Below are 13,382 nucleotides of genomic sequence, written 5' to 3'. Positions count from 1 at the left end.
GGAATCGAGCATGTTGCTTAGCTATCTGCGGTTGGTGCTGTTTGCCGTTGGCTTGTTGGTCGGCGTGCAGGTGCCGGGGTTTATCAATGACTACGCCAAGCGCGTCGAAGCCCACTTGATCGAGGCCCAGACCGGCTTGCGCGGTTTCGAGTCCACGGCGCAGCAGTTTTTCAACGGTGATATGCAAGCCTTGGTGGCGCATTACCGCGCCAGCGATGACCCGGTATTCCAGAGCGACGCCAGCAGCCTGGGCGCTATGCTCGATCGCCAACTCGAGTTGGACAAGCAATACCAGGCCATGCAAGGCCCGTGGTACATCCGTGCCCTGCAAGTGGCGGTGGCTGCCGACCCGGATATCCGTTCGGAGACCTGGAATGGCTACAGCTACCAGATTCTGCTGACGCCTGAAGCCATGGGCTGGGGCCTGGGCGGGGCGATGCTGTTGTCGTTCGGCATCGAGTGCCTGTACCGCTTGATCGACTGGGTGGTGTTGGGCGGCCGGCGCCTGCGCCAGAGCCGGCCCATCGAAGAACGGGACCTCAAGGGCCTCTAACGACCCACTGATCGTTCCCACGCTCCGCGTGGGAATGCTTTTTCTGACGTTCCGCGTCGCGCTTGGAGGCGCAGAGCGCCCTAGGCTGCGTTCCCACGCAGAGCATGGGAACGATTAATCGGGTTTATGCAGTTGCATGCGTTCTGCACCGACTTGCTCGGCATAGCGGGCGACGACTTTCTGGCACAACCCCACAATTTCCTCCACCAACTCCACTCCTACGCGCCACGACACCACCACCTGCAAGTTCGGCAGGCGCTGGGCCATTGGCAGCATCACCAATTCCCCTCGCTCCAGCTCATCGCTCACCAGCACCGGCGGCAGTGCGCCGATACCGAAGCCATCGCGCAGCAACCGGGTAATCGCTGACACCGAGTTCACGCAGTTCATGCGCGGTGCGGCCACGCCATTGGCCTGCATCAAACTCAACACGTCCTGATGCGGGTGAGAGTTTTTCGAGTAGGTGATGATGCGCTCCTGGGCCAGTTCGGCGAGGGAGGCGTAGTCGCGGTTGTAGATCGACTGGCTGGCCACGATCCAGGCCATGGGGTGGCTGGCCAGTTCCAGGCTGCGCACGGTTTCCAGGCGCAGCAGGTCGGTTTGCAGGATCAGGTCAAGAAAGCCTTTTTGTAGCTGATCGCTGAGGTTCAGCGCGGTATCGGCGACCAGCTCGATCTCCACCAGCGGGAACAGTTTCATCAGTTCAGCGACCAGCGGGCTGAGCCAGGTGTGGATCACCGTGTCCATCGCGCCGATCCGAATGCGCCCGACCTTGCTGCTGGTGGTCTCCAGAGACTGCTTCAAACCCTGCATGGTCACCATCATTTGCTCGGCATAGTCGAGCACTTTCAAGCCTTCCGGGGTCAGGCTCACGCCTCGCGAGTCACGCAGGAACAGCTTCACGCCAAGCTCGCTTTCAAGCACGGCAATGCGGCTGGAAATCGAGGCCTGGGTGGTGAACAGCTTCTCGGCAGTCAGGCGAAAGCTCTTGAGCCTGGCCACCCAGACGAAGGTTTCGAGGAACTTCAAATTCATGGGATCAACTTTTTCTTATGCATGGATCGGTTTTTATTAGTTGGACGTCGCAGCGGGCAAGCGCCAAAAATCGAGCTATTCCACGATAAGCGTCGTCGGGGTGCCAGGACAAGTTGCGAGTTCTGTGTAATAAATCCCACACTACAAAAAAACAAAGCCTACAGGAGCGACCACCGTGAGCCGCCTGCTACTGAACTGCGACATCGGCGAAAGCTTTGGTAACTGGACCATGGGTCTGGACGCCGAAGTCATGCCGTTCATTGATTGCGCCAACGTGGCCTGCGGCTTCCATGCCGGCGACCCGAGCATCATGCGCAAGACCGTCAGTCTGGCGTTCAAGCACGGCGTACAAGTGGGCGCCCACCCGGCCTACCAGGACCTGCAAGGCTTCGGCCGGCGCTCCATGAACTACACGCCGCAGGAAATCCAGGACCTGTTGCACTATCAGATCGGCGCGCTGGACGGCATCTGCCGCGCTCAGGGCGGGCGCGTCAGCTATGTGAAACCCCATGGTGCGATGTACAACGACATGATGGCCAACCCCGCGCAGTTGCGTGCGGTGATCCAGGCCGTGGCCGCCTACGGCGACCTGCCGCTGATGCTGCTGGCCACCCGGGATAACCGCGCTGCCCAAGCGTTGGGTGATGAATACGGGGTGACGCTGTGGTTCGAAGCCTTTGCCGACCGTGCCTATGACAGCAAGGGCCATCTGGTTTCCCGCCAGTTGCCCGGCGCGGTGCACCACGACAGCGAAACCATTGTGCAGCAGGCCCTGACCCTTTCCCGTGGCGAATCGCTGATTGCCAGCGACGGCAGTTCATTGGTACTCCAGGCCAATACCCTGTGTGTGCATGGCGACAACGCCAGCTCGGTGGCTGCCGTGCAGCGTATCCGTGAAGCGTTGAAAACAGCATGAGCCCACGCATCGAAGTGGTGGCGATCGACTGCCTGATGGTGCGCCTGTTTGACGTGATCGCCGAAGCCAACATGCCGTGGATGCTCGCGGCTTCCGAGCGCCTGCGCAATGGCTTTGGCTTGGCATTGGTGGACCTGGTGCCGTCCTACACCACCTTGATGGTGCATTACGATCTCACTGCGCTAACCCCGGCCCAGGCCCGGGCGCTGATTGACCAGGCCCTTACCGACCTGCAACCCCAGGCCCAGGGCAGCGGCCAATGCCATGTGTTGCCAGTGTGGTACGACCTGAGTGTCGGCCCGGAACTGACCTTGCTGTCCCAGCGCAGCGGGCTGGCCGTGGAGGAGGTGATCCGCCGCCACAGCGCCCACGAGTACCAAGTGTTCGCCCTCGGTTTTGCCCCTGGGTTTGCCTTTATGGGGCTGGTGGACGAAGTGCTCGCCACCCCACGCCTCAACACGCCGCGCAAACGCGTGGCCGCCGGCAGCGTCGGCATCGCCGAACGGCAAACCGCCGCGTACCCGGTGGTGTCCCCAGGCGGCTGGAACCTGATCGGCCGCACCCCGGCCAAACTGTTCGACCGTGAGCGCGACGGCTACAGCCTGATGCAGCCCGGCGACACGGTGCGCTTCGCCTCGGTCAGCCACGCCGAATTCATCAACTTGGGTGGCGACGACACGCCACTGGAGGCGCAGGTATGAGCCGCTTGATCATCGAGGCCAGCACGCCACTGTGCCTGTTGCAGGACGCCGGTCGTTTTGGTGTACGCCATCTGGGCGTGACCCAGGGCGGCGCGCTGGATTGGGTGTCGATGTCCTGGGCCAACTGGCTTTTGGGCAATGCCCTGGATGCCCCGGTGGTGGAAATTACCCTGGGGGGCTTTACCGTACAGGCCGAGGATTATTGCCTGCTGGCCTTGGCCGGTGCGGACCTGGGCGCCTATGTCGATGAGCGGGCGATAAGCCCCGGTCGCAGTTTTATCCTGCAAAAGGGCCAGCGACTGCGCTTCACTCAGCCGTGCAATGGGGCACGCGCTTATCTGGCCGCGCCCGGTGGCTTTGATGCGCAGACTGTACTGGGCAGTTGTGCCACGGTCGTGCGCGAAGCGTTGGGCGGGGTGGACGGTTGCGGCAAGGCACTGGCCCAAGGCGGGCGGTTGGCCTATTCCGGTACGGGCGGTGCAATGAAGGTGCTGGTCAACCCGGATGTGCAATCCGGTGCATCACTGGACGTGATCATCGGCGCGCAGATAGGCCAGTTCAGCGGGCAGAGTCTGTTTGATGCCTTCAACGCCGAATGGTCTCTGGACAGCCGTGCCGACCGCATGGGCGTGCGTTTGCTCGGCACGCCGTTGCAGTATCAGGGGCCGTCGTTGATTTCCGAAGGGATACCGTTGGGCGCGATCCAGGTGCCCCCGGATGGGCAGCCGATTGTGTTGCTCAATGACCGGCAGACGATCGGCGGTTACCCGCGGTTGGGCGCGTTGACACCTTTATCCTTGGCGCGGCTGGCGCAGTGTTTGCCGGGGGAGAAAGTCCGGTTGGCCCCGGTAGTGCAGGAAACAGCGCATCGGAAGCACATAGAGTATTTACGCAGGTTTTCAGCGTAAGTGGGTTTTAAAGATGAGTCCTACGACATTGCAGAATTTTGTCGTCTTTGCCCCAGCGCACAGCCATGCAAGCCTTGATTGGCTTATTCACTATCAGGCTTTGCTATGCGCTATTTGAAGATATATGCCCAGGATGTACTCGATAACGATATTCCGGATGTGGTCTATCTGGAGTTTTATGACACCGCCCAAACCCCCGCGCTTGTGCATCGGGCAACGGCATTTGATATTACTGACGATGGCCAGTTTGACTGGATTATTGCGGATGATCTCAATCAAGACGGCATTGTCGACAAGGTTGACCGGGAGATGGCACTGGAGTTTTCCCAGCTGTTTCTGGCTTTCCAGTGGTTCAGTCTCGATGAGCCCTTTGACAAATACCTGAAGGTGTTTGCCGGCGACTTCGATGACAACGGGATTCCTGATACGGTACGGCTGCACTTCCACCAGGGCGAGGGAGACCCTCGAGATGAAACCATCGTCTATTCGGCGGCGGTATACAGCGACGGGAATGGTCAAGGGGCCAGTGTTTCGATCAATCAGGATGTGAACAACGACGGGAAAGTAGACCGCCAGGATTCTGAACTGATCAAACAGTTCGCTGCGCTCTTTCTCAGGTTTTCCTGGATCGACAACGAGCACTGCTGAGTGCCGTGCCTGTAGCCGTTAGCATCGGCTACAGGCCAGGGTTCACTTGGATAGAAAACGCATGCCCTCTTCAAGCCCGCGCAGCGTCAGCGGATACATTTGATCCTCCACCAACTCCCGCACAATCCCCGTCGACGCCGTATAGCCCCAGGTATCTTTCGGGTAGGGGTTAATCCAGATCAGCTTCTTGTACTTGGCCATGAAACGCTGCATCCACACATACCCGGGCTCCTCGTTCCAATGCTCGACGCTGCCACCGGCCTGGGTGATTTCATAGGGCGCCATGGCCGCATCGCCGATAAAAATCACTTTGTAGTCGGCGCCGTATTTGTTCAGCAGGTCCTGGGTGGAGGTGCGTTCGGAAGTACGGCGCTGGTTGTTCTTCCACACCGATTCGTACACGAAGTTGTGGAAGTAGAAATACTCCAGGTGCTTGAACTCGGTCTTGCACGCGGAGAACAGCTCTTCGCAGATCTTCACGTGGGCATCCATCGAGCCGCCGATGTCGAACAGCAGCAACAGCTTGATAGTGTTACGCCGTTCGGGGCGCATCTGGATATTCAGCAAGCCGGCATCGCGGGCGGTGTGGTCAATGGTGCCGTCGATATCCAGCTCTTCGGCCGCGCCCTGGCGCGCAAACTTGCGCAGGCGGCGCAAGGCGATCTTGATGTTGCGCGTGCCGAGTTCCACCTGGTCGTCGAGGTTCTTGTACTCGCGCTGGTCCCAGACTTTCACCGCCTTGCCCTGACGCTTGCCGGCGTCACCGACGCGAATGCCTTCAGGGTTGTAGCCGCCAGAACCAAAGGGGCTGGTGCCGCCGGTGCCGATCCACTTGTTGCCACCGGCGTGGCGTTCTTTCTGTTCTTCCAGGCGTTTCTTGAACTCCTCGATCAGCTTGTCGAGGCCACCCAGGGACTGGATCTGCGCGCGTTCCTCATCGCTCAAGGAACGTTCGAATTCCTTGCGTAGCCATTCTTCGGGGATCAGCGCCTGCAGGTGGTCGTCGAACTTTTCCAGGCCTTTGAAATAGGCGCCGAAGGCCCGGTCGAACTTGTCGAAATGCCGCTCGTCCTTGACCAGGATCGCCCGGGCCAGGTAGTAGAACTCGTCCATGTCGGCGAAGGTCACGCGCTGTTTGAGCGCGTTGATCAGGTCGAGCAGCTCGCGCACCGACACCGGTACCTTGGCGGCACGCATTTCGTTGAACAGGTTGAGCAGCATCAGCGATTACCGCGACGGCTCATGAACGCCAGACGCTCCAGCAACTGCACGTCTTGCTCGTTCTTCACCAGGGCGCCAGCCAGGGGAGGGATGGCCTTGGTCGGGTCGCGCTCGCGCAGCACCGCTTCGCCAATATTGTCGGCCATCAGCAGCTTGAGCCAGTCGACCAGCTCGGAGGTGGAAGGTTTTTTCTTCAGGCCCGGCACCTTGCGCACATCGAAGAACACGTCCAGCGCTTCGCTGACCAGGTCTTTCTTGATGTCTGGGTAGTGCACGTCCACGATCTTTTGCAGGGTGGTGCGGTCGGGGAAGGCGATGTAGTGGAAGAAGCAGCGGCGCAGGAACGCGTCCGGCAGCTCTTTTTCGTTGTTGGAGGTAATGATGATGATCGGGCGCTTCTTGGCCTTGATGGTCTCGTCGATTTCGTAGACGTAGAACTCCATTTTGTCGAGTTCTTGCAGCAGGTCGTTGGGGAACTCGATGTCGGCCTTGTCGATTTCATCGATCAGCAAGATGACCCGCTCTTCGGACTCGAAGGCCTCCCACAGCTTGCCCTTCTTCAGGTAGTTACGCACGTCGTGCACCTTGTCCACGCCCAGTTGCGAGTCGCGCAGGCGGCTGACCGCGTCGTACTCGTACAGGCCCTGGTGCGCCTTGGTGGTGGACTTGATGTGCCAGGTAATCAACCTGGCGCCGAAGGATTCGGCCAGTTGCTCGGCAAGCATGGTCTTGCCGGTGCCCGGTTCGCCCTTGACCAGCAGCGGCCGCTCCAGGGTGATGGCGGCGTTGACGGCCAGTTTCAGGTCATCGGTAGCCACATAGGCCTGGGTGCCTTCGAACTTCATCGGTCATTCCTCGAATTCATCAATGGCCTGACTATACCGCGCAGCCCCGGCGACTGTGAACGCAGACGGGGCATTCAGTCTCTGAATGGCGGGTCACATCAGCCCTGGCCCATGCAGGAAGTGTGGGAGCTGGCTTGCCTGCGATGACGGTGTATCAGTGACAGATGAGTTGGCTGACCCACCGCCATCGCAGGCAAGCCAGCTCCCACAAGGTTAATCAGCGCTGGGCTTGGGCTGTTCGTAACGAGCATTGAACGCCTGGATGAACCCATTGCGCAGAATCGCGATCACCGCAGAAAACGCACTGACATTTTGCTGATGCACGCTACCGCTCAGCTCTACACGGGTGGCGAACTGGTTTTTACGCTGGTTTTTCAGCACGGTTTCGCTGGCGCCCACCACGGCTTCCCAGATCGAACGGAAGATATTCTTGTCCTGGTTTTCAACGTCTTGTTGCCAGTCGAACACCTCCACATCGCGCAGCAGCGGCTTGATGTAGCCGGTGAGCCGGCCATTTTCAGCCTGGGCTTCGATCACCACATCGCCCGTGCCAGCCTTGAAGTCGAACTTGCCATAGGCAGAGGCGAAGTCATTCATGCGTTTTAGTTGCAGGTCGCGGGCGCGGAAGCGGAACTCGAACTCTTCGAAATCGCTCAGCGGGTCAAAGGTGGCGTTGGCTTCTAGAGGCGCCTGGCCTTGCAGCAGTGCCTTGCCTTCAAAGCGTGCATCGCGCTTGCCTTTGACATCCACCACATTGGTCAGGTTATAAAAGCTGGCGTTGACCGCAGTGGCGTTGATATTCACCTGGGGCTTGGAGCTGAAGTTATGGAAGGCGATCTCGCCGTCTTCGATGCGCACTTCATTGAGGGTAATCGGCAGCAGCTTGCGCAGTTGTTCCTGCCAGTCGGTGCCCTTACCGGTCTGGGACGCCTGTTTGTTGGCCCCGCCGTCGACGAAGTTGATCTGCGGGCGCACAAAATGTCCTTCGGCCACGACGGCATGGTCGTACCACAGCGAATGCCAGCTCACTGCGAACTCGATCAGCGGCGCCTTGACGAACGGCACCGGGACCTTGCCGTCCACCTTGACGATTTGCAGGCCGTTGATCCGGTATGCGCCGCGCCATAGCGCAAGGTCCACATCGGCAATCTCGCCACGGTAATCGCCCATGTTGGCGAGTTTGTCGTTCAGGTAGTTGCGCACCAGGTAGGGCAGCGCGATGTGCACGGCAATCAGGACCAGCACCAGAGCGGCGATTGTCCCTAACGGCCAACTGTAGCGACGTTTCATAGGGCAGTTCTCCTAGCTTGTAGGGGATTGACTGTTCTGATCGTCGCAACGTTCCTCCTTCTGGACGCTTGGGAGCACGAGGCATACCCTTGGGGCCTTTCCCAAAGTCTCGACAACAGGAATCGCCATGAGCCGCATCTTCGCAGACAACGCGCACTCCATCGGTAATACGCCTCTGGTTCAGATCAACCGCATCGCACCGCGTGGCGTGACGATCCTGGCCAAGATCGAAGGGCGCAACCCGAGTTATTCGGTCAAGTGTCGCATTGGCGCCAGCATGGTCTGGGATGCGGAAAGCAGCGGCAAGCTCAAGCCGGGCATGACCATTGTTGAGCCGACTTCGGGCAACACCGGTATCGGCCTGGCGTTTGTCGCCGCCGCCCGTGGCTACAAATTGCTGCTGACCATGCCGTCGTCCATGAGCCTTGAGCGCCGTAAAGTGCTCAAGGCTCTCGGCGCCGAACTGGTGCTGACCGAGCCGGCCAAGGGCATGAAGGGCGCCATCGACAAGGCTGCCGAGATCGTCGCCAGCGACCCGGCCACCTACTTTATGCCGGCCCAGTTCGATAACCCGGCAAACCCTGCGATCCACGAGAAAACCACCGGCCCGGAAATCTGGAACGACACCGATGGCGCCGTGGACGTGCTGGTGGCAGGCGTGGGGACCGGCGGCACGATCACCGGGGTATCACGCTATATCAAGAACACGGCGGGCAAGCCGATTCTGTCGGTGGCCGTGGAACCCATGGTTTCCCCGGTGATCACCCAGGCCTTGGCGGGTGAAGAGATCAAGCCCAGCCCGCACAAGATCCAGGGTATCGGTGCCGGTTTTGTGCCGAAAAACCTCGACCTGTCGATGGTCGACCGCGTGGAACTGGCGACCGACGAAGAGTCCAAGGCCATGGCCCGACGCTTGATGCTGGAAGAAGGCATCTTGTGCGGGATCTCCTGTGGCGCCGCCATGGCCGTGGCCGTGCGCCTGGCCGAGAAGCCGGAGATGCAGGGCAAGACTATTGTGGTGATCTTGCCGGACTCCGGTGAGCGCTACCTGTCGAGCATGTTGTTCAGCGATTTGTTTACCGAGCAGGAAAACCAGGCCTGATCTTAAGGGCAACCCTGTGGCGAGGGAGCTTGCTCCCGCTGGGTTGCGCAGCGGCCCCATTATTCTGGGAGCGCTTCGCACTCCAGCGGGAGCAAGCTCCCTCGCCACAAGGTTGATGTATGTCACCCGGTCGGTCTGGGCCTTCTGCATAATGGCTCAAGTGTTTATCATGGCCGGCTGTTACGTCTGGTTTCCCATTGACGGAAATTTGCTGGCCAGGCGCTTATTTCCAGGAGTTGCTGCATGACCTTTTCTTTGGCCGCCAAACTGTCGGTGTTGCTGCTGTTCATCGGCAGCACGCTGTATGTGCACCTGCGTGGCAAGGCCCGTTTGCCGATGTTGCGTCAGTTCGTCAACCATTCGGCGCTGTTTGCCCCATATAACGCCCTGATGTACCTGTTTTCCGCGGTGCCGTCCAAGCCCTACCTGGACCGCAGCAAGTTCCCGGAACTGGATGTGCTCAAGGACAACTGGGAAGTGATCCGCGAAGAGGCCATGCACCTGTTCGACGAGGGCTATATCCGCGCCGCCGAAAAGAACAACGACGCCGGTTTCGGTTCGTTTTTCAAGAAGGGCTGGAAGCGTTTCTACCTCAAGTGGTACGACAAACCGCTGCCATCGGCCGAGGCGCTGTGCCCCAAGACCGTGGCGTTGGTGAGCAGCATCCCTAACGTCAAGGGCGCGATGTTTGCGCTGTTGCCGGGCGGCAGTCACCTCAACCCGCATCGCGACCCGTTTGCCGGTTCCCTGCGTTATCACCTGGGGCTGTCCACGCCGAACTCCGACGACTGCCGTATCTTCGTCGACGGCCAGGTCTACGCCTGGCGCGACGGTGAAGACGTGATGTTCGATGAAACCTACGTGCACTGGGTGAAAAACGAAACCGAACAGACCCGTGTGATCCTGTTCTGCGACATCGAGCGGCCATTGAGCAACCGCGTGATGACCCGCATCAACCGCTGGGTCAGCAAGCAACTGGGCCGCGCAACCGCACCGCAGAACCTCGATGACGAGCGCGTGGGCGGCATCAACCAGGCGTACGCCTGGAGCAAGACCTTCAGCGACAAGTTCAGCGGCCAGGTCAAACAGTGGAAGCGCAAGCATCCCAAAGCCTACCGCATTGCGCGGCCGGTGCTGGCGGTGGTGGTGCTGGTGCTGCTCTGGAAGTGGCTGTTCGGCTAAACCGCACACCGTAAAAAGGCGCTGTATCGAAAGATACAGCGCCTTTTTCATGCCTGGAATGTGATCAAGACTGTGGGAGCTGGCTTGCCTGCGATGGCGGAGTATCAGCTATAAAAATGTTGGCTGACCCACCGCTTTCGCAGGCAAGCCAGCTCCCACCTTTGATCTGCGTTGCTCTTAAGAGGCGATCAACTGGCGCAGCACGTAGTGCAGAATCCCACCGGCCTTGAAGTACTCCACTTCATTCAAGGTATCAATCCGGCACAGCACCTCAACCTTCTCGCTGCTGCCATCCTCCCGAGTGATCACCAACGTCAGGTTCATTCGCGGCTCGATCTCGGCAGCTGTCAGTCCGAGGATATCGATCTTCTCCTTGCCGGTGAGCTTGAGTGTCTTGCGGTTCTGATCCAGCTTGAACTGCAACGGCAACACGCCCATGCCTACCAGGTTGGAGCGGTGGATACGCTCGAAGCTCTCGGCGATCACTGCCTTGACCCCCAGCAGGTTGGTGCCCTTGGCTGCCCAGTCGCGGCTGGAGCCGGTGCCGTATTCCTGGCCGGCGATCACCACCAGCGGTGTGCCCGAGGCCTGGTACTTCATGGCGGCATCGTAGATCGCCATTTTCTCGCCCGTAGGGATATACAGCGTGTTACCGCCTTCTTCGCCGCCGAGCATTTCATTGCGGATACGGATATTGGCGAAGGTGCCGCGCATCATCACTTCATGGTTGCCCCGGCGTGAGCCGTAGGAGTTGAAGTCACGCGGCTCCACGCCCTGTTCGCGCAGGTAGCGCCCGGCCGGGCTGTCGGCCTTGATATTGCCGGCAGGGGAGATGTGGTCGGTGGTTACCGAGTCCCCCAGCAGGGCCAGCACGTTGGCGCCCTTGACGTCCTCGATCACCGGCAGCGGGCCAGCAATGTCGTCGAAGAACGGCGGGTGCTGGATGTAGGTGGAATCCTGCTGCCATACGTAGGTGGCTGCCTGCGGTACTTCAATGGCTTGCCATTGCTCGTCGCCGGCAAACACTTCGGCATATTCCTTGTGGAACATGCTGGTGCTGACTTGGGCCACCGCTTCGGCGATTTCCTGGCTGCTGGGCCAGATGTCCTTGAGGTACACCGGATTACCCTGCTGGTCATTGCCCAGCGGCTCGCTGCTGATGTCGATGCGCACGGTACCGGCCAGCGCGTAGGCGACGACCAGGGGTGGCGAGGCCAGCCAATTGGTTTTCACCAGTGGGTGCACGCGGCCTTCGAAGTTACGGTTGCCGGACAGCACCGAGGCCACGGTGAGGTCGGCCTTCTGGATGGCTTTTTCGATCGGCTCGGGCAGGGGGCCGGAGTTGCCGATACAGGTGGTGCAGCCGTAGCCCACCAGGTCGAAGCCAAGCTTGTCCAGGTACTGGGTGAGGCCCGCAGCCTTGTAGTAGTCGGTGACCACTTTGGAGCCCGGCGCCAGGGAGCTTTTCACCCAGGGCTTGCGGGTCAGGCCTTTTTCCACGGCTTTTTTCGCCACCAGCCCGGCCGCCATCATCACGCTGGGGTTGGAAGTGTTGGTGCAGGAGGTAATCGCGGCGATCACCACCGCGCCGTTTTTCAGGCGATAGGTGTTACCTTCGTATTCATAATCCGCCTCGCCGACCAGGTCGGCATTGCCCACGGCAACGCCGCCTCCGCCTTCGCTTTCCAGGCGGCCTTCTTCTTTGCTGGTGGGCTTGAATTGCAGGTCGAGAAAATCGCTGAACGCTTGGCCTACATTCGGCAGGGCGACGCGGTCCTGGGGGCGTTTGGGCCCGGCAAGGCTGGCCTCGACAGTGCCCATGTCCAGGGCCAGGGTATCGGTGAAGACCGGCTCCTGGCCGGCGTTGCGCCACAGGCCCTGGGCCTTGGTATAGGCTTCCACCAGCTTGACCGTCTCAGCCGGGCGGCCGGACAGGCGCAGGTAGTCCAGGGTCACCTCATCCACCGGGAAAAAGCCACAGGTCGCGCCATATTCCGGTGCCATGTTGGCGATGGTCGCGCGGTCGGCCAGGGGCAAATCGGCCAGCCCGTCGCCGTAGAACTCCACGAACTTGCCCACCACGCCTTTCTTGCGCAGCATTTGCGTGACGGTCAGCACCAGGTCGGTGGCGGTAATGCCTTCCTTGAGCTTGCCGGTGAGCTTGAAGCCGATCACTTCCGGGATCAGCATCGACACCGGCTGGCCAAGCATCGCCGCCTCGGCTTCGATCCCGCCCACGCCCCAGCCCAATACGCCGAGGCCGTTGATCATGGTGGTGTGGGAGTCGGTGCCTACCAGGGTGTCGGGGAAGGCGTAGGTGCGGCCGTCTTCCTCTTTGGTCCATACGGTGCGGCCCAGGTATTCGAGGTTGACCTGGTGGCAGATGCCGGTACCCGGTGGTACCACGCTGAAGTTGTCGAAGGCGCTCTGGCCCCAGCGCAGGAAGGCGTAGCGTTCGCCGTTGCGCTGCATCTCGATATCGACGTTCTGCTCGAAGGCGCTGGTGCTGCCAAACTTGTCGACCATCACCGAGTGGTCAATCACCAGATCCACCGGTGACAGCGGGTTGATGCGCTGTGGGTCACCCCCGGCCTTGGCCACGGCAGCGCGCATGGCGGCCAGGTCGACCACGGCGGGTACCCCGGTAAAGTCTTGCATCAGCACGCGAGCGGGGCGGTACTGGATCTCGCGGTCGGACTGGCGTTCTTTGAGCCAGGCGGCGATGGCCTTGAGGTCGGTGCCGGTGACGGTCTTGGCGTCTTCCCAGCGCAGCAGGTTTTCCAGCAGCACCTTGAGGGACATCGGCAGCTTGTCCAGGTCACCCAGGCTCTTGGCGGCTTCGGGCAGGCTGAAGTAGTGGTAGGTTTTGCTGTCTATTTGCAGTGTCTTAAGGGTTCTCAGGCTATCAAGGGATGACATTACATGACTCCTTATGGTCCGCACGGCTACGGACCTGACGGGACGAACAGAGCTATCACGTT

The 13,382-nt window shown here is 60.3% G+C and carries 12 protein-coding genes; 7 read left to right on the top strand and 5 right to left on the bottom strand.

The window, feature by feature from the left end:
• Positions 1–10: 10 nt before the first annotated feature.
• On the top strand, positions 11–553 hold the full coding sequence (locus JFT58_RS21870) for a DUF2937 family protein (RefSeq protein ID WP_034126628.1): 543 nt from the start codon (positions 11–13) through the stop codon (positions 551–553).
• 114 nt (positions 554–667) lie between these two features.
• On the opposite strand, the gene JFT58_RS21865 is transcribed toward JFT58_RS21870, so the two are convergent.
• The gene (locus JFT58_RS21865; RefSeq protein ID WP_054898997.1) at positions 668–1,588 is read right to left on the bottom strand and encodes a LysR family transcriptional regulator; all 921 of its coding nucleotides are present in this window, start codon (positions 1,586–1,588) and stop codon (positions 668–670) included.
• A 175-nt stretch (positions 1,589–1,763) separates the two neighbouring features.
• On the opposite strand from JFT58_RS21865, the gene JFT58_RS21860 reads away from it, so the two are divergent.
• The 4 genes from JFT58_RS21860 (at position 1,764) to JFT58_RS21845 (ending at position 4,761) form a co-directional block, all read left to right on the top strand.
• Entirely contained in the window at positions 1,764–2,504 is a 741-nt protein-coding gene (locus JFT58_RS21860; protein WP_054898996.1) for a 5-oxoprolinase subunit PxpA, read from the top strand.
• Positions 2,501–3,205 carry a 5-oxoprolinase subunit B family protein gene (locus JFT58_RS21855; RefSeq protein ID WP_054898995.1) on the top strand — a complete coding sequence of 235 codons (705 nt, stop codon included), beginning with the start codon at positions 2,501–2,503 and terminating at the stop codon, positions 3,203–3,205. Before JFT58_RS21860 ends, JFT58_RS21855 begins: the two co-directional genes overlap by 4 nt.
• The gene (locus tag JFT58_RS21850; protein ID WP_054898994.1) at positions 3,202–4,113 is read left to right on the top strand and encodes a biotin-dependent carboxyltransferase family protein; all 912 of its coding nucleotides are present in this window, start codon (positions 3,202–3,204) and stop codon (positions 4,111–4,113) included. The genes JFT58_RS21855 and JFT58_RS21850 overlap by 4 nt, the downstream gene beginning before the upstream one ends.
• Before the next feature lie 105 nt (positions 4,114–4,218).
• Positions 4,219–4,761: a hypothetical protein gene (locus JFT58_RS21845; protein ID WP_054898993.1), complete on the top strand. Its 543-nt coding sequence runs from the start codon at positions 4,219–4,221 to the stop codon at positions 4,759–4,761.
• A 42-nt stretch (positions 4,762–4,803) separates the two neighbouring features.
• Here the strand turns inward: JFT58_RS21845 and JFT58_RS21840 are convergent, their stop codons facing one another.
• From JFT58_RS21840 to JFT58_RS21830, 3 genes are all read right to left on the bottom strand, one after another.
• Entirely contained in the window at positions 4,804–5,982 is a 1,179-nt protein-coding gene (locus JFT58_RS21840; protein WP_054898992.1) for a vWA domain-containing protein, read from the bottom strand.
• Positions 5,982–6,827: an AAA family ATPase gene (locus tag JFT58_RS21835; RefSeq protein WP_003189627.1), complete on the bottom strand. Its 846-nt coding sequence runs from the start codon at positions 6,825–6,827 to the stop codon at positions 5,982–5,984. Before JFT58_RS21835 ends, JFT58_RS21840 begins: the two co-directional genes overlap by 1 nt.
• Positions 6,828–7,040: 213 nt before the next feature.
• On the bottom strand, positions 7,041–8,117 hold the full coding sequence (locus JFT58_RS21830) for a DUF748 domain-containing protein (RefSeq protein ID WP_054898991.1): 1,077 nt from the start codon (positions 8,115–8,117) through the stop codon (positions 7,041–7,043).
• 127 nt (positions 8,118–8,244) lie between these two features.
• On the opposite strand from JFT58_RS21830, the gene cysK reads away from it, so the two are divergent.
• Both cysK and JFT58_RS21820 read left to right on the top strand, forming a co-directional pair.
• Complete coding sequence (cysK, locus tag JFT58_RS21825; RefSeq protein ID WP_003189630.1) at positions 8,245–9,219, top strand: cysteine synthase A; 975 nt, start codon at positions 8,245–8,247, stop codon at positions 9,217–9,219.
• 243 nt (positions 9,220–9,462) lie between these two features.
• The gene (locus JFT58_RS21820) at positions 9,463–10,401 is read left to right on the top strand and encodes an aspartyl/asparaginyl beta-hydroxylase domain-containing protein (RefSeq protein WP_005786126.1); all 939 of its coding nucleotides are present in this window, start codon (positions 9,463–9,465) and stop codon (positions 10,399–10,401) included.
• A 177-nt stretch (positions 10,402–10,578) separates the two neighbouring features.
• Here JFT58_RS21820 and acnA read toward each other — a convergent pair whose 3' ends face one another.
• On the bottom strand, positions 10,579–13,320 hold the full coding sequence (gene acnA / locus JFT58_RS21815) for an aconitate hydratase AcnA (RefSeq protein WP_054898800.1): 2,742 nt from the start codon (positions 13,318–13,320) through the stop codon (positions 10,579–10,581).
• Positions 13,321–13,382: the final 62 nt, after the last annotated feature.

It is taken from the genome of Pseudomonas sp. MF6767 (assembly GCF_016405475.1).
GTDB lineage: Bacteria > Pseudomonadota > Gammaproteobacteria > Pseudomonadales > Pseudomonadaceae > Aquipseudomonas > Aquipseudomonas paracarnis.
Note: the sequence above shows the minus strand (reverse complement) of the source record. Positions and strands in the feature narration are given on the sequence as shown.